This is a genomic window from Streptomyces chisholmiae (assembly GCF_031845445.1).
Lineage (GTDB): Bacteria > Actinomycetota > Actinomycetes > Streptomycetales > Streptomycetaceae > Streptomyces > Streptomyces chisholmiae.
Genome location: NZ_JAVREO010000025.1, coordinates 79,523 through 99,198 on the forward strand (window position 1 = coordinate 79,523; position 19,676 = coordinate 99,198).

General features: G+C 75.6%; 13 protein-coding genes and 1 riboswitch. Of the genes, 8 read left to right on the forward strand and 5 right to left on the reverse strand.

What is annotated here, in order from left to right:
• Positions 1–139: 139 nt before the first annotated feature.
• Positions 140–297: riboswitch (cyclic di-AMP (ydaO/yuaA leader) on the forward strand.
• A gap of 11 nt (positions 298–308) precedes the next feature.
• The 4 genes from RM844_RS29045 (at position 309) to RM844_RS29060 (ending at position 4,664) form a co-directional block, all read left to right on the forward strand.
• On the forward strand, positions 309–1,400 hold the full coding sequence (locus RM844_RS29045; RefSeq protein ID WP_311670395.1) for a M23 family metallopeptidase: 1,092 nt from the start codon (positions 309–311) through the stop codon (positions 1,398–1,400).
• Between the two features lie 106 nt (positions 1,401–1,506).
• Positions 1,507–2,454, forward strand: a complete 948-nt coding sequence (locus RM844_RS29050; protein ID WP_311670396.1) for an aldo/keto reductase — start codon at positions 1,507–1,509, stop codon at positions 2,452–2,454.
• Positions 2,455–3,062: 608 nt separating this feature from the next.
• A complete protein-coding gene (locus RM844_RS29055) occupies positions 3,063–4,070 on the forward strand; it encodes a hypothetical protein (RefSeq protein WP_311670397.1) in 1,008 nt (335 codons plus the stop codon).
• Between the two features lie 69 nt (positions 4,071–4,139).
• Complete coding sequence (locus RM844_RS29060; protein ID WP_311670398.1) at positions 4,140–4,664, forward strand: nucleoside/nucleotide kinase family protein; 525 nt, start codon at positions 4,140–4,142, stop codon at positions 4,662–4,664.
• A 139-nt stretch (positions 4,665–4,803) separates the two neighbouring features.
• Here RM844_RS29060 and RM844_RS29065 read toward each other — a convergent pair whose 3' ends face one another.
• Together RM844_RS29065 and trmB are read right to left on the reverse strand one after the other, a co-directional pair.
• The gene (locus RM844_RS29065) at positions 4,804–6,024 is read right to left on the reverse strand and encodes a PrsW family intramembrane metalloprotease (RefSeq protein WP_311670399.1); all 1,221 of its coding nucleotides are present in this window, start codon (positions 6,022–6,024) and stop codon (positions 4,804–4,806) included.
• A gap of 92 nt (positions 6,025–6,116) precedes the next feature.
• The gene (trmB, locus tag RM844_RS29070; RefSeq protein WP_394814622.1) at positions 6,117–6,974 is read right to left on the reverse strand and encodes a tRNA (guanosine(46)-N7)-methyltransferase TrmB; all 858 of its coding nucleotides are present in this window, start codon (positions 6,972–6,974) and stop codon (positions 6,117–6,119) included.
• 123 nt (positions 6,975–7,097) lie between these two features.
• Between trmB and RM844_RS29075 the strand changes: the two genes are divergently transcribed.
• A complete protein-coding gene (locus tag RM844_RS29075; RefSeq protein ID WP_311670400.1) occupies positions 7,098–8,477 on the forward strand; it encodes a PQQ-binding-like beta-propeller repeat protein in 1,380 nt (459 codons plus the stop codon).
• Positions 8,478–8,540: 63 nt separating this feature from the next.
• Here RM844_RS29075 and RM844_RS29080 read toward each other — a convergent pair whose 3' ends face one another.
• Positions 8,541–9,950 carry an MFS transporter gene (locus RM844_RS29080; RefSeq protein WP_311670401.1) on the reverse strand — a complete coding sequence of 470 codons (1,410 nt, stop codon included), beginning with the start codon at positions 9,948–9,950 and terminating at the stop codon, positions 8,541–8,543.
• Positions 9,951–10,569: 619 nt separating this feature from the next.
• Between RM844_RS29080 and RM844_RS29085 the strand changes: the two genes are divergently transcribed.
• Entirely contained in the window at positions 10,570–12,642 is a 2,073-nt protein-coding gene (locus RM844_RS29085) for an asparagine synthase-related protein (protein ID WP_311670402.1), read from the forward strand.
• A gap of 57 nt (positions 12,643–12,699) precedes the next feature.
• Here RM844_RS29085 and RM844_RS29090 read toward each other — a convergent pair whose 3' ends face one another.
• Both RM844_RS29090 and RM844_RS29095 read right to left on the reverse strand, forming a co-directional pair.
• Entirely contained in the window at positions 12,700–14,673 is a 1,974-nt protein-coding gene (locus tag RM844_RS29090) for a sigma-70 family RNA polymerase sigma factor (RefSeq protein WP_311670403.1), read from the reverse strand.
• A 323-nt stretch (positions 14,674–14,996) separates the two neighbouring features.
• Entirely contained in the window at positions 14,997–15,722 is a 726-nt protein-coding gene (locus RM844_RS29095) for a TetR/AcrR family transcriptional regulator (protein ID WP_311670404.1), read from the reverse strand.
• A 319-nt stretch (positions 15,723–16,041) separates the two neighbouring features.
• Between RM844_RS29095 and RM844_RS29100 the strand changes: the two genes are divergently transcribed.
• Positions 16,042–17,541, forward strand: coding sequence for an NAD(P)/FAD-dependent oxidoreductase (locus tag RM844_RS29100; protein WP_311670405.1), 1,500 nt, complete (start codon positions 16,042–16,044; stop codon positions 17,539–17,541).
• 142 nt (positions 17,542–17,683) lie between these two features.
• Entirely contained in the window at positions 17,684–19,354 is a 1,671-nt protein-coding gene (locus RM844_RS29105) for an ATP-binding SpoIIE family protein phosphatase (RefSeq protein WP_311670406.1), read from the forward strand.
• Positions 19,355–19,676: the final 322 nt, after the last annotated feature.

Here is a 19,676-nt window from a genome sequence, read left to right on the forward strand (position 1 = left end):
ACCGTTTTGCGGGAGTTGATCAGTGAAGGTCCCCGCAACCCCTAAGGGTTTTTCCTGGGAACACTTGGAATCCGGCGGGCCCGTCTATTAACGTTCGATAACGCAGCGCGGTAGTCGCCGCCGTCGCAGAGGACGGGGCCGCGTCGCATCGCCGAATCCGGCGTGTGCGCCACCAACGCACATCAGGAACCGGGGAACCACCACTTGGGGTGAATCGGACGGCCCCCCAGCCGCCCGTAGGAGACCTTCCTGCTCCGAACCCGTCAGCTAACCCGGTAGGTGAGAAGGAAGGAAAGGAGAACGCCCCTGTGGCGTCGAACCGGCACGCCCCCGTGGACTCCCTGGACGTCCACCCGCTGGAGCGCACCCCGCAGGACGGATACGGCGCCTACGCCTCCTCCTACGGCAGCCACCCCACCTACTACGGCCCCAAGGCCGTGGAGGACGAGCCCGTCACGGAGTGGAACCCCAGCGAGGATTCGCTGCGCCCGGTCCGCGGCCGGCACCGGGTAAGCCGCCAGCGCGGCGGCACCATCGCCCGTAGCCGCGCCGTGCTCGGCGTCGGCGTGATCGCCGCCGTCGGCGCCGGTGGCATGGCCACCGCCAACGACGAGGGCGCCGGCTCCGTCCCCGGGATGAGCGGCGCCGCCAACACGGTCGCCAACATCCCCGTGCTGAGCGCGCTGGTCGGCTCCAGCGATTCCGAAGCCGCCGCCACCACCGCCGTGTTCACCACCGCCGGCCTCACCGACACCGAGGTCGAGGCGGGCACGGACGCCGGCGAGGCGCTGCGTGCCCGCATCCTCCAGCAGGCCGACCAGCAGGAGACCAGCGCCGAGACCGACGCCAGGACCACGGCCGTCGAGGACGCGCGGTCCGCCGCCGTCGAGGAGGCCGCCATCCTGGCCGAGGCCGAGCGGGTCGCCGAGGAGGAGCGGCAGCGCGCCGAGGAGGAGGAGCGGCAGCGCGCGGAGGAGGAGCGCCGGCTCGCCGAGCTCCGCGCCAGCTACACCCTCCCGCTGAGCACCTACCGCCTCACCTCCAGCTTCGGCGACAGCGGTTCGATGTGGCAGTCCAACCACACCGGCACCGACTTCGCCGCCGCCACCGGCACCCCGGTGAAGAACGTGCACACCGGCGTCGTCAAGGAGGCCGCCTGGGCCGGCTCCTACGGCTACCGGATCATCGTCGAGCAGGAGGACGGCACCGAGCTCTGGTACTGCCACCTCTCCTCGATGAACGTCTCCACCGGCACCGAGGTCACCACCGGCGACGTGATCGGCCAGGTCGGCTCGACCGGCAACTCCTCGGGCCCGCACCTCCACCTGGAGGTCAGGCCCGGCGGCGGCGACGCCATCGACCCGCTCGCCTGGCTGCGGGACAAGGGCCAGTCCATCTGAGACGGCCCCCACCAAACGCCGGCGGCTCTGGCGGCGCCCCCCGACGCCAGGGCCGTCGGTCCCCCCTTTCCACCCTCCGGGCAGCGGTCCGCCTAGGCTGGCCCACATGACAGCAACGACCCGCGCCGTGGGCGCCCTTCAGGTCTCGCCGCTCTGCCTGGGCGGCAACGTGTTCGGCTGGACCGCCGACGAGGCGGCGTCGTTCGCGGTGCTGGACGCCTACACCGCCGGCGGGGGGAACTTCCTCGACACCGCCGACACCTACAGCTCCTGGGTGCCGGGCAACGCGGGCGGCGAGTCCGAGACCGTCATCGGCCGCTGGCTGGCCCGCCGGGGCCGCCGGGACGACATCGTGCTGGCCACCAAGGTCGGCCAACACCCCGACTTTCCCGGCCTGTCCGCGACGAACATCAGGCGCGCCGCGGACGCCTCGCTCGGCCGCCTCGGGGTGGACCACATCGACCTCTACTACACCCACTTCGACGACGAGTCGGTGCCCGTCGGCGAGATCATCACCGCCCTCGACGAGTTGGTCACCGCCGGCAAGGTGCGGGAGATCGCCGTCTCCAACATCAGCCCGGAGCGCCTCGCCGCCTCCCTGGAGTTCTCCCACCGCGAGGGCCGGGCCCGCTACGTCGCCATCCAGCCGCACTACAACCTGGTCTCCCGGGACACCTACGAGGGCGAACGCGCCGCGCTGGCCGCCGAGTGGGGCCTGGCCGCCGTCCCCTACTACGCGCTCGCCGCCGGCTTCCTCACCGGCAAGTACCGGCCCGGCGCCCAGATCGACAGCCCCAGGTCGAGCGGCGCCGCCGGCCACCTGGAGACCGCGCGGGGCCGCGCGGTGCTGGCCGCGCTCGACGAGACCGCCGCCGCCCGGGGCGTCGTCCCGGCCACCATCGCCCTCGCCTGGCTGCTCGCCCAGCCCACCGTGGTGGCGCCCATCGCCAGCGCCCGCACGGTGGACCAGCTGCCCCCGCTGCTGGCGATGGCCGAACTGACCCTCACCCAGGCCGAACTGACCCGCCTCACCGAAGCCTCCAACGTCAGCTGACCCCCGCCGGCCGCCGGCTGGGCACACGGTCCTCTGCCCGCGCCCGGCCGGCCGCCTCGGGCCTGAGCATGCCGGGTTCCGCCGGTTGGCGGCCCGGGGCCCCGTCCCACCTGGACACGCGCCGCCCCCGGTCCGGGCCGCCACCCTTGTGCTGGGACCCGCGCGGGGTCCGGCGGGTGGCCAGCGCCGGCACCCCTGACTGCCCGCCGGGCCGCGCCGCCGCCGGCGGCGAAGCGTGCCGCCCCGGCAGGGGACCGTGCCAGCCGCTTCGACGAAGCCGCGCCGGCCGCACGCCGCTTTCCGGGCCTGGCCGGTCCCCGCGCCGGACCGCCGCTCTCGTGTCGGGACCCGCGCGGGTCCGGCGGGTGGCCAGCGCCGGCACCCGCCGGCCGGCGGCCCCGCCCCCCGCATCGCGGGGTGGCACCCGCCGGCTTCGGCCGCCCGCCGCCGCCCGGCGGCCCGCCGCCCTTCCGGTCCCGCCGGCCCGGCGCGGGCCGGTCCGTTCCGCCTCGCCGGCCAGGCGCCCGCTCCGGGGCGTTCGCCAAAGTTCACCTGCCCGGTGCCCGGGGGCAACGCGGCCGGGGGGATCGACCGGGAAGGTCGCGACCATGAAGGCCATCAGAAGGCCCAGGGCCACCCACCGGACCGGCCCCTGGCCCGGCAGCGTCGCCCGCGCCGAGGATCTCTTCGCGGGCTGTGTCCGGGAGTGCGCCGGATTCCTCAGCCGCCTGACCGGGCCGGCGACCGCCCCGGGCGAGCACCGACTGATCGTCGCGGCCGGCGAGTTGGTCCGGGAGCGGGCCGCCGTCGAACCGTGCCGGGACCGTTCCTTCACCGCCCTGCTGCGGGCCGGCGACGCGGCGATAGCCGCCGGCCAGGTGCGCCTGGCCCGCCGGCTGGCGGACGCGGCGGTCGCGCTCGGCAGCCGTTCGTCGCACGCCTGGCTGCTGCGCGGGCGTGCGCTGGCCGCCGACGGGCGCGCGCTGGAGGCGAGCGACGCCTACCGCCGGCACCGCGCGCTGGCCGAGCCGGGCACGCCGGAGCGGACGCCGCTGGCGCTGGCGCCCGAGCCGCTGACGGTTGACGGTCTGCGGGAGTGGCTCGCCGGCCGCACCGTCTGCGTGGTCGGCGGCGGCGAGGCGGTGGCCGCCAGCGGCCTCGGCCCCCGGATCGACGGCTACGACCTGGTGATGCGGCTCGACTCGTACCAGCCCCACGCGCCGGGCACCGGGGAGCGCACCGACCTGCACGCCGTCGCGCACACCAGCGGCGGCCCCGGCTGGCGCCGACCCGCCGAGGTGCGGCTGGTCTTCGGCGCCCGCGCCGAGGCGTGGGCCGAGGCGGTCAGCCTGCGGCTGGTGCCCGGCGCGCAGACCCACCTCGGGGACCGGTCCCTCAGCCACCCGGTCAGCGACCCGGCGCTGCTCGGCGAGCCGCGCTGGGCCACCGACCCCAGCACCGGCTTCTCGCTGGTCAGGCTCCTCGACCACCTCGACGTCAACCCCACCATCGACGTCGTCGGCCTGGCCGTGCCGGGGCAGCTCCGGCCCGAGGAACACCACTGGCTGCGCGCCCACACCCGCCGTCACCACGGACTGGTCAGCGCGCTGCGCTGAGCCCCGAGTCCCCGGCGGCGGCCGAAACCCACTGCCGCAGCGCGGGTTTGGCTGCCAGGCTGGCTGACCATGACCGGATACGAACTGCTCCTCATCGGCGGTGGCGCCGGCGTCGGCAAGACGACCGTCGGGTGGGAGGTGTCGGCCCTGCTGCGGGCGGCGGGGACCGCGCACTGCCTGGTCGAGGGGGACTACCTGGACCAGATACACCCCGCCCCCGCCGACGACCCGCACCGCTCGGCGATCACCGAGCGCAACGCCGCCGCGATCTGGGCGAACTACGCCGCCCTCGGCCAGCGTCGCCTCGTCTACACGAACACGGTGAGCGTCCTGGAGGAGCCGATGCTCCGACGCGCCATGGGGGGCGGCGAGATCAGCGTCACCCGGGTGCTGCTCACCGCCACCGAGGCGACCGTGCGGGAGCGGCTCGCCGGGCGGGAGATCGGCTCCGGCTTCGACGCGCACCTCGACCGGTCCCTGACGATGGCCCGCGAGTTGGCCGCCTCGGCCCCCGAGGGGACCGTCCGGGTCCCGACGGACGGCCGCCCGGTCGGGGCGATCGCCGCCGACGTGCTGCGGGCCGCCGCCTGGTAGCGGCCGACCGGCGCGAGCCGCCGGCCGGCGATGGCGGGTCGGGTGGGGACGAGCCGCCGGCTGGTCGCGGCGGGTCGGGTGGGGACGAACCGCCCCCCGGTGAACAGCGAGTCCGATCGGGACGAGCCGCCGGTGACGGCTAGTCGGGCCGGGCCACGGTGCCGGTCGGAGGCGGCTCCGCCGTGGCCAGGGTGGTGGCGGACGCGAACTCGCGGTCCTGCCAGAGGCGTTCCAGCAGCCGGTGCTCCCGGCCCGGGAAGTCGCCGGTGTCCCGGCCGAGCGTGGCCTCGTTCCGCAGCCGGGCCAACTCGGTGGCCGTGCGCTGGTAGTCCGCCAACGCCCGCGCCCCCGCCGCGCCCCGGGCGTGGCGGGCGGCCCGGCGCGCCCGGGCCCGGTCGCCCGGCGAGCCGAGCGCCGCGGGCTCACCGGGCGCCAGCCAGCCGGCCGCCACGTAGTGCGTCAACGTCCGCCGGATCATCCGCAGTTCGCGCCGCCGCAGGCTGACCGCCAGCCAGCAGACGACGCCGAGCAGCGGCAGCGTCAGCAGGTAGACCGCGGCGAACCGGAAGAAGCTGAGCGAGGTGGCCGCGTTCCACACCGAGTGCAGCACCATCGCCAGGGCGAGCCCGGCCAGCGGCAGCGCCACCCGCCAGCGGTGCCCGTTGCGGCGGGCCCGCTCGCGGGCCGGGCCGAGCGCCATGGCCAGCCCGAAGCCCAGCCCGGTGAGCGCGCTGAACAGCGGGTGCGCGAACGGCGCCACCACCATCCGCACCACGAAGGTGACCGCGGTCGCCGACTGCGACAGGCTCCAGGAGCCCAGGCGTTGGTCCTGCTCGAAGGCGCTGCCCAGGTAGAGCACGTTCTCCGTGAAGGCGAAGCCGGCCGCCGCGCAGCCGGCCACGGCCAGTGCGACCAGCACCCGGTGGCCGCGTGCCGCGCCGCCCAGCCAGACCACCAGTAGCGCGCCCGCCTTCGCCGTCTCCTCCACCATCGGGGCGATCACGGTGAGTTCGAGGGTGTCCGGCTGGGACGGCGCGAGCCGCGCCGGCTCCGCCGTCAGCCAGCGGACCAGCAGCCCGTTCACCGTCAACGCGACCAGCGTCGCCACACAGGCGCCCCAGCCGAACGCGAACAGCGCGGCCCGCCAGGCGGCCGGCGCCACCGGGCCGAGCCACCGCACCGCCAGCGCCACGACCGGCAGCGGCAGCGCCGCCAGGCCGACCCCGACCCAGAACCCGCCGGTGCCCGTCTCGCCGTGGATCACCGCCCCGACCACCAGCCCGCACAGCGCCAACAGGGCGCCGATCAACAGGGTTCGCGGCCGGCTTGCGCCGAGGCGTGGGGGAAGCGAGAGGCGCACCCCACGACCCTACGGCCTGCGTCCGGCCGATGACAGCGGGGCGGGGACCGGCGCTGGACCGAACCGGCCGGCACGCCGGCCCCCGCCGCCGGTCAGGGAAGCCGGCGGAAGACCAGGTCGCGCACCTCGTGGCCCTTCGCCAGGCCCTGCCGCTCGAAGCGGGTCAGTGGCCGGCCCGCGGGCCGCGGCACGAAGCCGCCGTCCGCCGCCGTGTTGGCCAACAGCTCACTGCCGCTGAGGACTTCGAGCATCCAGTCGGCGTAGGGCACCCAGTCGGTGGCGCAGTGCAGCGTCGCGCCCGGCGCCAGCCGGGAGGCGGCCAGCGCCACGAACGCCGGCTGGATCAGCCGCCGCTTGTGGTGCCGCTTCTTGGGCCACGGGTCGGGGAAGAAGATCCGCAGGCCGGCCAGCGAGCGCTCCGGCAGCATCTCGCGGAGCAGCAGGATCGCGTCCCCGTTGGCCACCCGGACGTTCGTCAGGCCGGCGCGCTCGGCCAGCCGCAGCAGGTTGCCCTGGCCGGGGGTGTGCACGTCGGCGGCGAGCAGCCCGGTGTCCGGGTCGGCCGCCGCCATCTCGGCGCTGGCCTCGCCCATCCCGAAGCCGATCTCCAACACCACCGGCCGGCCGTCGAACAGCGCGGTCAGGTCGAGCCGGGTCCGGCCGTCGATCTCCAGGCCCCAGCGGGACCACAGCCGCAGCAGCGCCTGCCGCTGGCTGTCGGTGACCCGGCTGCGGCGCGGCTGGAAGCTGCGGATGGCGCGGTCCGGCGCGGTGCCCTCGGTCGGGTCGGCGGCCGGGCCGACGCCCGGCGGGAACATGCGGGGCCGCTCGGCCGGTTCGGGCTGCCCGGCGGGGGGCGCCGGCGGCTGGGCCGGCCGGGGCGCGGGCGGTTCGGGCGCGGCGTCGGCGGCCGGGCGGCCGACGGGCGGGGCGGTGGATGACTCGGACACAGTGCCTTCGATGGTACGGCCGGCAGGAACCGCCCGGTGCCGGGGGAACGTCGGACGGGGAGACGGCCCGACCCGGCACCCCGGGCGGGCGGCGGCGGAGTGGACGCGGCGGGGGGAGTCGTGGTGGCCGAGAGCGAGGGACGGATAGGGCTGGCGGCGACGGTGGGCGTGGTCCTGCTGGCGCTGCTCACCGTCTGGGTGGTGGTCTTCAGCCGGGAGGACGGCGTCGGGCCCGACGCCGAGCCGGCCGGCGAGACCACCACGCCCGGGCCGCCCGCGACGCTGGAGCTGGCCGAGCTGTGGACGGCGCCCGCCGGGGCGGCCCCGGTCCGCGGCCAGGGCGGGCGCACGATCCGGGTCTGGGCGCACGACGGGACGGTGACCGTGGTCACCGCCGCCGGGGTGCGCGGCCGGCTGGCGGTGGACGGCCGGGAGGCGTGGGCCGCCGACCCGCCGCCGGGCGCCGGGCCGCCCTGCGCGGCGGCCGGCGCGACCAACGCGGCCGGCCTCGGCGCCGTGGTCTTCACCGCGGCCGACGGCGGCTGCTCGGTGCTCGGCGTGCTGGACGTGACCGACGGCGACCTCCGCTGGTGGCGCCAGCTGACCGGGCCCGACGCCACCCCGGCCGACCCGGCCGGGGTGGCCGTCGAGCTGGGCGAGGGCACGGTCGCGGTCGGCCTGGACGCGGCCGGCACGCCCGCCGCGTTCCACCGGTTCGCCGTCGCCGACGCGACCCCGCTGCCGCTGCCCGCGCCACCCGACGGGGCGGCGGCCGGCTGCCCGGACGACCGCCGGCAGCCGCGGACCGTGCGGCAGCGCGGCAGCCGGCTGCTGGTGCTCAGCGACTGCCCGGGCGCGCGGCGGGAGCTGAGCGCCTACGGCGCGGACACCGGGGAGTGGCACTGGAGCCACGCGGCGGACCAGGAGACCGAGCTGACGGCCGGCGCGCTGCTGGCCGGCGACCCGGTGGTGCTGGTGCGCGGCCGGGACACGGAGGCGGAGCTGGTCGCCTACGGGGAGAGCGGCGAGGAGCTGTGGCACCGCCCGCTGGGCGCCACCGAAGCGGCGGCCGGGCCGCGCCCGGGCCCGCTGCCGGGGGAGCACGCGGTGGTCGCCGGCGAGGTGTTGATCACCCGCTACCAGGCGCCGGCGGACGTGCGGGACGGGCCGGCCGCCGAACCAGCGGCCAGCTGGGCGCTGGCCGGCTACGAACTGGCCGGCGGCCAACCTCGCTGGACCACCGAACTCGCCCCCGGGACACAGCTGTTGGGCGTGGCCGAGCTGGGTGTCCCGCTGCTCGCCGAGCCGACGGCCGACGACCGGCTGCGCATCCTCACGCTGGACCCGGGCACCGGCGGGACGACCCGGCTCGGCACCGTGCCGCTCCACCCGGACCGGGCCTACGACCACCAGTTCACCGCGTTCGACGAGCACCAGCTCTATCTGCTCACCGCCTTCGAGGGCGGCACGCCGCGCCTGCGGCTGGCCGCCTACGAGCGCTGACCGCGCCCGGGCGGCCAACCCGGGGCGGCAGGCCAACTGCCCGTGCCCGTGTCATGTGCCCGGTCATGCCGGAGTGGCCAGGAGTGGGCGGGCCCGCTCCTGGAGCTCTTTGACCAGCGGCTCGTCGCCGTAGGGCGCCAGCCGGTGCAGCAGGTTGCGGACGTAGTCCGTGGTCCGCGCCGACGATATCCGCCCGGCCACCTGCAACGCCCTGGCGCCGGCCGCGCAGGCCGCGTCCAGGTTCCCCGACTCCAGCTCGGCGACCGCGGCCACCACCAGCCGCAGCCCGTGCGAGCGGACGAACTCCTCGGTCGGCTCGGAGAGCGCCTGCTCGGTGAACCGCCGCACCTGACCAGGCACCTTGAGGTCGATGTAGCACTCGGCGGCGTCCGCGGCCAGCCGGTCGTAGGCGTAGAAGTCGAGCCAGCCCGGGTCCCCGTCGCCCGCCCTGGACCGCTCCAGCCAGCTCTCCGCCGCGGACAGCGCCGCGCCGCAGCCGGCCGCGTCGTGCGCCTTGGCCAACGCCCTGGCCTCCACCAGGTGGAAGAAGCTCATGGTGCGCGCCGTGGCCAGCGAGCGGTTCCGCTCCAGCGCGGCCTGGGCCAGGTCGACGCCCTCGTCGGCGAAGCCCCGGTAGGTCGCCTGGAGCGACATCGAGGCCAGCACATAGCCGCCGAGCGGCACGTCGGCCGCCGCCCTGGCCAGCCGCAACGCCTGGATGTAGTACCGCTGGGCAGCCTCCTGCTGGCCGGTGTCGAAGGCCATCCAGCCGGCCAGCCTGGTCAGCTCCGCCGTGGCGCGGAACAGCGAACGCCCCACGTCGTCCGCGTAGGAGCCGAGCAGCAGCGGCGCCGCGTCGGTCCGCAGGCACTCCGGCACCATCGACGAACGCCAGTCGCCACCGCCGTACTTGGAGTCCCAGCGGCGCGCCTCCTCGGCGGCCTCGCGCAGCTTGGAGACGTCCGAGTGCCCCACCCGGCCGGCCCCGGCCGGCCCCGGCCCCTGGGCCGCCCGCCCCACATAGGCGTCGGCCGGGGTGATCAGCCACCGGGACACCGGCGTGGCGTACGCGGTGACGGTGAACGAGCCCGCCAGCGACTGCCAGATGCCCTTGCCAGGGGCAACATCGAGGCGATAAAGCTCCGTTGCCGAGTCAACCGCTCCCCGCACGTCGCGCGGGAAGGCCAACCCGACCTCCGGCGCCGGGTCGGTGTCGGCCAGGCCGATCTCGTGTAGTGGCACCCTCCGGCCGAGCTTGCTGCTGATGGCCGCGGCGATCAGGTGGGGGGCGGCGCCCTGGGGGATCATCCCCTTGGTCACCCAGCGCGCCACCGACGTCTTGTCGTAGCGCAGCGTCAACCCCCGTTGAGCGCCTAGATCGTTGACCCGCCGGGCGAGCCCGGCGTTGCTGATCCCCGCGAGGGCGAGAACCGCACCCAGCTTCTCGTTCGGCCCGCGTTGCTCCCTGGACATGCGCGCACCCCTGACACACCAACGGCAGCCCCGCGACCGGCGCGGGGCATTCCCGTGCCTCCGCGAACCCAGCGTAGTTCGCCGCCTGCTTACCGTTAAGGGGGTGAATGCCGGATGGCGGGATTATGTCCGTACCCGTGTGCGAGCGCCGGCCGGCCGGCGGGATGTGCTCCGGGCATGTGGCCGTGCGCCCGGGTGTGCGCTCTGGGCAGTCCCCGGGGGGAGCGCTTCCATGAATCCGCGTGGGTCGATCCGCTGCCGTGAAGGTCGGCGGGTCGGGGGAAGCCGTCGTCTCATTCCCCGCGGGCGACGGTGTGATCCGGGAGACAGCCAGCGTCTCCCGGATCACAAGATCCCCCCGGTCGGGTGATGCCCCATCAAGTAGCTTTCCGCAGAGAGAGTTTGGCCGAAAACAACCGCCCGCCCGTGCGGGTGGACAGAAGCGTTCGGTGGGCCTGAGCGGGCCCGCCGCCCACCGAGGTGGTTCGCCACGCCCGCGAACTACCTCCCTGGTATGCCCCGTTCGCGCCCCGCCCATGGCAGCATTGGCCCAACACCTACGTGACGGCCCTGGTCCGCGCGGGACCACAGGCCCGAAACTTCAGTGGGGGAGGCGCCGATGCGGTGGTTGGTCGGGTGGAGCGGGGCATCCGCCAGCGCGGCCAGAGACATCCAGCCGTTGGGAGCGCAACTGCTCTGGGACGGCCCCGACCCGCTCTGGGCGGTCGGGGACTGGCGGCCCGACGAGATCCGGCTGGTCTACGGCGACGGCGACACCCATCTCGCGGTCTTCGGCTACTGCGGCGCCGACGACGCCACGCTCCGCCGTGCCCTGGTCGCCGCCCGCGCCGGCGCCCTGCGCCAACTCACCACCTGGCCCGGGAGCTACACGGCGGTCGCGCGCTTCGGCCGGCGCACCGTGATCCCCGCCGACCTGGCCGGGACCCGCCCCGTCTTCCACACCGACTGGGCCGGCGGCACCGCCTACGCCACCGCCGCCCTGCCGCTGGCCGACCTCACCGAGGCCCAGCTGGACGTGGGCCACCTCGGCGCCCTGCTGGCCTGCCCCGAGTCGCCCGAGGCCCTCGGCGACGGCACCCCCTACGACGGCGTCAGCCGGGTGCCGCCCGGCCACGCGCTGCTGCTGCGGGAGGGCGGCGCCCGCGCCGTCTCCGACTACGAGCCCGGCCCCTCCCTGGTCGTCGCCGCGCCCCCGCTGGAGCGCGAGGCCGCCGTCGCCGGCGTCCGGGAGGCCCTGGTCGAGGCCGTCCGCACCCGGCTGGCCGCCCCCCGGCACGCCCCGGCCAGGGACGCCGGGCCGGTGCCCGGGATGGGCCCGGCCGACCGCCGGGCGGCCCGCTCCGGCCCCGACCCGGCGCCCGGCGTCGGCGCCGACCTCTCCGGCGGCAGCGCCTCCGGCACCCTGGCGCTGCTCGCCGCCGGCCTGCCCGGCGCGCCCGGCACGGTCTACGGCACCGGCGCCACCCTGGCCGGCGAACGACTGCTCGCCGTCACCTTCAACGACCTGCCGGCGCTCGACGGCCAGGCCGCCGTCGACCGCGCCGCCGAGCTGGGCCGGGCCCGCGCCATCGGGGAGAACCCGCGGCTGCACCACGTGGTGGTCGCCGGCGGCCTGGACACCCTCCCCTTCGGCGACCTGGAGTCCGGCCCGCTCACCGACGAGCCGGGCCCCGGCCTCGCCCTCGCCACCCGGCACCGGCACCGGCTCGCCGCCGGCAGCGCCGACCACCTGATCGGCGACGGCGCCCGCGAGGTGCTCGACGCCCACCCGGCCCGGCTGGCTGACCTGGTGCTGGACCGCCGGCGCCGTCATCTGCTGCGGCCGGCCACCGCGTTGGCCAAGGCCAACGGTGGCGGCGGCCGCTCCGTGCTCGTCCCCTTCACCGTCTACCGGGCCGCCCGCCGGCTGGCCCGCACCCCGTACCACGAGGGGCTCAACAACGCCGCCTGGTTGCTCCGCCAGCCGATCGACGACACCGGCGCCGCCGAGGGGGCGCTCGGCGCCTCGCTGGCCGCGCTCGCCTGGTGTCGCCCGGGGCCGGCCGCTCGCTGGCTCACCGGGGAGGCGCTCGCTGAGGTGTCGATGCGGCTGGACGCGGTCGCCGCCAGCCCCCGCAGCTACACCCTGGCCGGCCGCCCCGGCGCCCGCCGGGCCCGCGCCGTGCTGGCCCGGCACGCGGCCGACCACCGGGTCCTGGAACAGGTCGCCGAGCTGCGCCACCAGCGGCTGCACGCGCCCTTCTACGATAACCAGGTGGTCCGCGCCTGCCAGGCGCTGCCGGAGAGCGTCCGGGTGCAACCAGGAGCGCGCGCCGAGGTGTTGCGCGCCGTGTTGACCGGCGCGGGCGTCCGCGACCTGCCCCCGGGCTGGGGCGCCACCAGCGCCACCGCGCACGCCGAGTCGCTGCGCACCGGGCTGCGCACCCACATCGGCCCGCTGGTCGACCTCTTCGACGCGCCGCTGCTCGCCGACGCCGGCCTGGTCGAGGCCCGGGTGGTCCGCAAGGCGCTGCGCGCCGCCGCCCAGGGCGAGCGGGTCCCCCTGGACGGGCTGGCCGAGTTGGTCTCCGTCGAGCTGTGGCTGCGCCGCCTGCTGCTGCGCCGCGGCTCGTGCTGGACCGCGGAGGGCCACCACGACCCGCGCGCGGTCACCAGCGGCGTCACCCCCTGACCGGCCGTTCACCACGCCCGCGGGCGTGGTGGGTCGACCGGCCGCCGTCGGGTCCGGTTACCCGCAGGCGATCACGCTGTCCGCCCAACTGCCCAGAGCCAACGCCCCCAGCGGGCCGCGCGGGGCGATGTCCAGCCGCAGTTCGCTGACTCCGTTCAGCGGGACGGAGAGCGGCGTCGCCAGCTGGCCCGAGACGATCTCGGGGGAGCGCCACAGCTCGACGCCGTCCCCGTACACGGAGAAGACCGCGCCGCCGAGCGCCGGGGTCAGGTCGTCGATACCGACCACCGCCGAGTAGCTGGTGCAGGTGCGGTTGAGGTCGATCAGCACCGAGGAGAAGGCCGGTACGGACACGCCGTGTCCGTGTGTGACGCCTCCGATGGAGAGGCTGTCCCGCTGCCAGATCGGGGTGCTGCCGGCCAGCCGCACGGTGGGCTCGTCGGCCTCGCCCCACAGGTCGTAGGACAACTCCCGCAGCTGGTACGGCGCCTCGGGTTCGGGCTCCGGCTCGGGTTCGGGCTCCGGTTCCGGCTCTGGTTCCGGTTCGGGTTCTGGTTCCGGGGTCGGTTCCGGTTCGGGCTCCGGTTCGGGTTCTGGTTCCGGGGTCGGTTCCGGTTCCGGCTCGGGTTCGGGTTCTGGTTCCGGTTCGGGTTTCGGTTCGGGCTCGGGTTCGGGCTCGGGTTCCGGGGTGGGCTCCGGCTCGGGGGTCGGCTCGGCCGGCGGCTTGGCGTCCGCCGCCTCCGGCGGCGCGGGCGGCTCCGGCTCGGAGCCCATCATGGCCAACGCCAGCGCCGCGGCCACCGCGGTGGCCACCAGCCCGGAGATGATCCCCGCCTTGACCGGCGCCCCGAGCCCCTCGCTCACCGCCCCGGCCCCGGCCCCCGCGCTCGCTCCCGCTCCGGCCCCGGCCGCTGCCCCGGCACCCGCCGCTCCCGCGCCCGCCACCGCCCCCGCTCCGGCACCGGTACCAGTCCCCGCCGCCGCCCCTGCGCCCGCTCCCGCGCCCGCCGCTGCTCCGGCACTCGCCGCGGCGCCCGCGCTCGTGCCGGCCCCCGCGGCTCCCGCGCCCGCCACCGCACCGGCGCCGCCGCTCGCCGCCGCCGCGCCACCCGCGCCGGCGGCCGCCGCCGCACCGCTCGAACCGGCCCAGAACAACCCGCCCTTGACCCCGGCGTCCACCGCGAACCAGCCGATGAAGGCGACCGGCAGCAGCGCGCCGATGTTCTCGTTGATCGCCCGCACCTCGGACGCCGCCGTGGCACACCGCGCGCACTCCGCGAGGTGCTGGCGCAGCCCGCGCTCCGCCCGGGTGCGCAGCCCGCCCCTGGCGAACGCGCCCAACCGCTCGGCGAAGGCGGCGCACTCGCCGCCCTCGGTGAGCGTCCGACTCACATGCTCCTGCAGGAACGCCTGCTTGAGGCCCTCCCGCGCCCGATGCGCCAGCACCGCGGTGGCGTTGGGCGTCAGCCCCAACAGCGGCGCGACCTCGCGCGGGCTGGCCTCCTCGACCGTGGTGTGCCAGAGCACCGTCTGCCAGCGCTCCGGCAGGCTGCGGAACGCCCGCACCGCCATGGTGCGTTCGGCCTCCTGCATGGCCCGCACCTCGGCGGCCAACTCGTCCGCGCTTGCCCGGCCGGCCCGCACCGCCGCGTCGGAGAGCGCGAACACGGCGAAGTCCTCGACCAGTTGCTCACGCTTGGCGGTCCGCGCCCAGTCGGCGGCCACCCGGCGGACCGAGGTCAGCAGGTAGGCGCGCACCGCGGTGCGCGGCCCCGCGCCGGCCCGCACCGCCTGGAGCGTCGCGGCGAACACCTCGTTGGTCAGGTCGTCCGCGGTGTCGGCGTCCCGGCAACAGGTGCGCGCGTACCGGCGCACCGAGTCGGCGTGCCGCCGGTACAACTCGTCGTACGCCCCCTGCTCACCCCGCCGTAGCCGGGCGATCAGTTCCAGATCCGCCGTGCCGGCACTCTCCTCGCGCTGCCGCGGCACCGTGGACTCGTCGGAGTGTTCGTCCCGCCCCTCGAAGTCCATCAGGCCAGCCCCTATTGCCCAGTGCCGTCGCGGTGACCTTCCGGTCACGACAACGGTCGCCACAACGGTGTCAGTACCGGCATCAGGCTGTCATGCCCGGGTACCTGGCGCGGACCAGGGCTCCGCAAACCACCCTTTCGGGCGGGGTACCGAGCACACTTCCAGCGTGGGCGCGGGCGCCAGGCCGCACCGAGGGGCGCCCACGCCGGCCGGCGCGCGCGGGGCGGCGGCCATCCCGGCCCACCTGCACGGCCGCGCGCTGGCGGGAGTTCGGCCGGCCCGCGCCGCCTCCCAACCCGCGCCCGGGGGGCGCGGGCACGGGGTCAGCGGCCGCTGGCGCGCAGGCCCTGGAGCAGTATCTCCAGCAACCGCGCCTCGGCGGCGGTCTGATGGGTCGGGTCGTCCAGCCGGGGCGGCGTGGTCGCTATCACCAACAGCAGGTCGGCCACCGTGACATCCGGCCGCAACTGCCCGGCCGCCCGGGTCCGTTCCACCAACTGCTCGACCGCGGCCAGCAGTTCACTCGACTCGGAGGGCACGTCCGGCTCCTCGGCCGCCGGCTCGGGCCGGCCGCCGCCCGGCGCCGACGACGCCGTCCGCTGCTGCGGCACCCGCTCGCCGCGCGGCCCGCCGGCCGTCAGCAGCTCGGGCGGCAGCAACCGCCCCGCCCCGGCGGCGGCCGACCGCTGCACGAAGCCGGCCAACGCCCGCCACGGCTCGTCCTCGACGGCCAGCGCCTCCCTGGCCCGCTCGGTCAGCCGCTGGGTCTCCTCGGCGGCGATGTACCTGACCAGCGCCTCCTTGTTGGGGAACCGCCGGTACACGGTGCCGACGCCGACCCGCGCCCGCCGCGCCACCTCCTCCATCGGCGCCCCGTAGCCCTGCTCGCCGAACACCGCCCGGGCCGCGCTCAGCACATGGCGCAGGTTCCGTTGGGCGTCCACCCGGAGCGGCGTCTGCCGCCGCTCGCCCGGCCAGCGGGCCCCCGGGCCCACCCCGGTGGCCGTCCCGGTGGCTGCACCGTCAGCCGTCGACTCCTTGACACGCATAGTGACCCCCCGATGCCCGCTCCCGCGCGACGCGGGGCCGGGCCGTTCCTCCGAGATGCGGCTGGCCGCTCCCGCTACGAATACGAATCTGGTTGAACCTCTGGTTCCGGGACCCTGCCAGGCACGATAGGCCGCGCGGTGCGCGACCCTCCCAGAACCCGTCAAACGCGTTAATGCGTCAAACATCAGAACAGAGCGGAATTCCATCCGACTTTCTCGTGCCTCATACCTCCCAAACTCGCCCGAGTCAGGCCCCGTACGGAGCCACCCTCCGTACGACCTGTGGACAAAACTCCGTTCCCCGGTGCCTCATGGTCGGGTGACCAAGCACCCCGCGCACATCGTCGTGGCCGGCGGCGGCTATGTCGGCCTCTACTCGGCGCGCCGCCTCCAGCGCCGGCTGCGGCGTGAGCTGCGTGGCGGCGACATCCGGATCACCGTGGTCAGCCCCGATCCCTACATGACCTACCAGCCGTTCCTCCCGGAGGCCGCGGCCGGCTCCCTCTCCCCTCGCCACGTCGTCGTTCCCCTGCGCCGGGTGCTCCCGGACTGTCGCTTCCTGGCCGGTGCGGTCGTCGGGGCCGATCCCGAGCGCCGGTTCGTCACCGTGCGCACGGCGGCGAACGCCGACGCCGCTGGCGAGCCGCTCCGGCTGGACTACGACGAGCTTGTGCTCGCCCCTGGTTCCATCTCTCGCACGCTGCCCGTCCCCGGGCTCGCGGACAACGGCGTGGGCTTCCAGAGCCTGGAGGAGGCCATCGGGCTGCGAAACCATGTGCTGGAGCAACTCGACATCGCCTCATCCACCCGGGACTCGGCCGTCCGTGACGCGGCTCTGACGTTCGTCTTCGTCGGCGGCGGCTACGCGGGTGTCGAGGCGCTCGCCGAGTTGGAGGACATGGCGCGGTACGCGTGTCGTTACTACCCCAACATCCGCCCGGACGAACCGCGTTGGGTGCTTGTCGAGGCCAGCGACCGGATTCTGTCCGAGGTCGGCCCCGAGATGGGTGCCCATGCTTTGCGGGAGCTTCGCGGTCGCAACATCGACGTCCGGCTCAACACCCGCCTGGTCACCTGCGAGGGCCGCGTCGCGGTGCTGGACGACGGCTCCCGGCTGCCCGCCCGCACCCTGGTATGGACCACCGGCGTCCGGCCGCACCCGGTACTCGCCGAGTGCGGGGTCCCGCTGCACCGGGACGGCCGGGTGCGCTGCGCCGCCGACCTGCGGGTGGTTGGCGTCCCCCACGTCTGGTCGGCCGGCGACGCGGCCGCCGTGCCGGATCTGGCCGCGCCCTCATCCGCGCCCGCCGAACCGGTCACCGAACCGGCCACCGAGCCGGGGGAACCCGGCACCGGGCCCCCGCCCCACCGCCGCGCGCCCAAGAACGCATCTCCGCACTCCGATGCGCCCCGCGCGCGAATCGACGGAGCCGGCGCCCACACTCCGCTGTGCGCCCCCAACGCCCAACATGCCGTCCGCCAAGCGGAGCGCCTCGCCGACAACCTGGTCGCCAGCCTGCGCGGCGAGCCCACCACCGACTACCGGCACCGCACCGTCGGCTCCGTCGCCTCCCTCGGCCTGCACCGCGGCGTGGCCAGGGTCTACGGCCGAAAACTGCGGGGCCTGCCGGCCTGGCTGGTGCACCGTTGTTACCACCTGAGCCGGATGCCCACCGGCAACCGGAAGGCGCGGGTGCTCGCCGAATGGGCCCTTGCGGGATTGTTCAAACGTGAGATCGTCTCACTCGGCTCCCTGGAACACCCGCGGGCCGAGTTCGAACGGGCCGCCGACCCCGACCGCCGCCGAAAACCGTCCTGAGGGCGCCGTCCGGGCCGGGACCGACCCGGACCGACCCCGAGACGTGTGACCATGGACAGGACGCCGCTCACCAGAGTTCGAAAAGACTCGCCAGAGTGCGGAAGACCAGAACGAGTCCCGGAACGAATCGGATCGGAACGCTGTGAATTTGACGCGCTGGGGAATCCGGCTGCCCGGAGCACAGCGCCGGCACGGCGCCGCCGACGGTCGCTCCCAGGCCCCCACGGCCAGCGGCCAGGAGCCGGCCGGTGGCGTGCCGGCGGCCCGCGGCGAGCCCCGCGAGCCCGCCGGCCCCGGCGTTGACGCGCACGCCGTGCACCAGCTGCTCGGCCAGGTGCCGGCCCCGGTCGCCGTCGTCCACGGCTCCGACCACCGCGTCGCCTACGTGAACGAGGCCTACGCCGCCCTCTTCGGCAGCCGCCAGCCCGGCGCCCCCGCCCGCGAGGCGCTCACCGAGCTGGTCGAGCTGGGCCTCCTCCCGCTGATGGACCAGGTCCGCCGCAGCGGCACGCCCCGCACCATGAAGTCCCGCAGCGTCCCCGGCGAGCACCGGGACAGCTACTTCACCTTCACCTGCACCCCGATCCGCCTCACCGGCCCCGAGTCCGGCCGCGCCCAGCGCGGCGTGCTGGTCTTCGCCGCCGACGTCACCGACCAGGTGGTGAGCGCCGAGCGGCTCCGGGAGAGCGAGAGCCAGCAGCGCGCCGCCGCCGTCACCCTGCAACACAGCCTGCTCCCCCAGAAGCTGGAACAGCCGGACGACCTCAGGGTGGCCGCCACCTACCAGCCGGGCGGCCTGGAGGCCGCCGTCGGCGGGGACTGGTACGACGTGATCACCCTCGGCGCCGGCCGCACCGCCGTGGTGATCGGCGACGTGATGGGCCGCGGCGTGCGCGCCGCCGCCGTGATGGGCCAGCTGCGCACCGCGGTCCGCGCCTACGCCCGGCTCGACCTGCCGCCGCACGAGGTGCTCGGCCTGCTCGACGGCCTCGCCGCCGACATCGACGCCAGCCAGATCGCCACCTGTGTCTACGCGGTCTACGACCCCAACGAGGCCACCCTCACCTACGCGTCCGCCGGCCACCTGCCGGCGCTGATCCGCGAGCCGGACGGCACGGTCCACCGGGTGACCGACCCCACGGGCCCGCCGTTGGGCACCGGCGGCTGGGTGCACACCTCGGGCAGCGTCCCGTTCCGCCCGGGTGCCCAGGCCGTCCTCTACACCGACGGCCTGGTGGAGCGCCGGGACGCGGACATCGACGACGGGCTCGAAGCGCTGGAGCGCGCCCTGGCCGGCGCCGGCGACAGCCCGCAGATCATCTGCCACCGCCTGTTGCGCGCCCTCGGCATCACCGAGGACCACGACGACGACGTGGCCGTGCTCGTCCTCACCTGCCCGGAGCGGCACGGCGAGGAGGCCGACCTCTTCCGGGGCGCCGCGCTCGACCTGCTGGGCGGGGTGGAGGCCACGCCCCGGGCCCGGGCCTTCGCGGACGGGGTGCTGGCCAGCTGGCGCTTCCCCGAGGAGCTGCGCGAGCTGGGCGTGCTGGCGACGAGCGAGCTGGTCGCCAACTCCCTCACCCACGGCCGCGCCCCGATGCGCCTGCGGCTGCGGCGCACCGACCGCCGGCTGATCGTCGAGGTGACGGACGGGGACGAGCACCTGCCCCGCCGCCAGCAGGTCGAGCTGGGCGACGAGGCGGGCCGTGGCATCGCCGTGGTGGCGGCCATCGCTGCCGAGTGGGGCGCCAGGCGGCTGCCCGAGGGCGGCAAGGCGGTCTGGGCGGAGTTCGCCCTTCCCCACGCGAGTTGACGCCGCCGGGGTGAACGCGTACTGTTCCACAGGCGCTCGTCAAGGGCGCCACTTTGCCGCCCAGTGCGGCGCCCCACTTCGCTAGATCCTGATTCCCGTTGAGGGTTTCCTCGGCATGTCCGAGGTGTGCCTGAAATGGGGGCCCGGAGCCCGGATTTGGAAATCGGGCGGGGATGGATCTAAAGTAGTGGACACACCGAAGGGAAAGCCCGGAGGGCCTCGGAAGAGGTTCGAAGGAAGCGTCCGTTCCTTGAGAACTCAACAGCGTGCCAAAAGTCAATGCCAGATTTTTGAGTTATTTGCGAGGATGTTCGAGCATCTT

What these genes read in the sequence shown, in the direction of transcription:
- RM844_RS29050 (WP_311670396.1), top strand. Translation starts at nt 1,507, where the DNA reads ATGACAGCAACGACCCGCGCCGTGGGCGCCCTTCAGGTCTCGCCGCTC.
- RM844_RS29055 (WP_311670397.1), top strand. Translation starts at nt 3,063, where the DNA reads ATGAAGGCCATCAGAAGGCCCAGGGCCACCCACCGGACCGGCCCCTGG.
- RM844_RS29060 (WP_311670398.1), top strand. Translation starts at nt 4,140, where the DNA reads ATGACCGGATACGAACTGCTCCTCATCGGCGGTGGCGCCGGCGTCGGC.
- RM844_RS29080 (WP_311670401.1), bottom strand. Translation starts at nt 9,950, where the DNA reads ATGTCCAGGGAGCAACGCGGGCCGAACGAGAAGCTGGGTGCGGTTCTC.
- RM844_RS29085 (WP_311670402.1), top strand. Translation starts at nt 10,570, where the DNA reads ATGCGGTGGTTGGTCGGGTGGAGCGGGGCATCCGCCAGCGCGGCCAGA.
- RM844_RS29090 (WP_311670403.1), bottom strand. Translation starts at nt 14,673, where the DNA reads ATGGACTTCGAGGGGCGGGACGAACACTCCGACGAGTCCACGGTGCCG.
- RM844_RS29095 (WP_311670404.1), bottom strand. Translation starts at nt 15,722, where the DNA reads ATGCGTGTCAAGGAGTCGACGGCTGACGGTGCAGCCACCGGGACGGCC.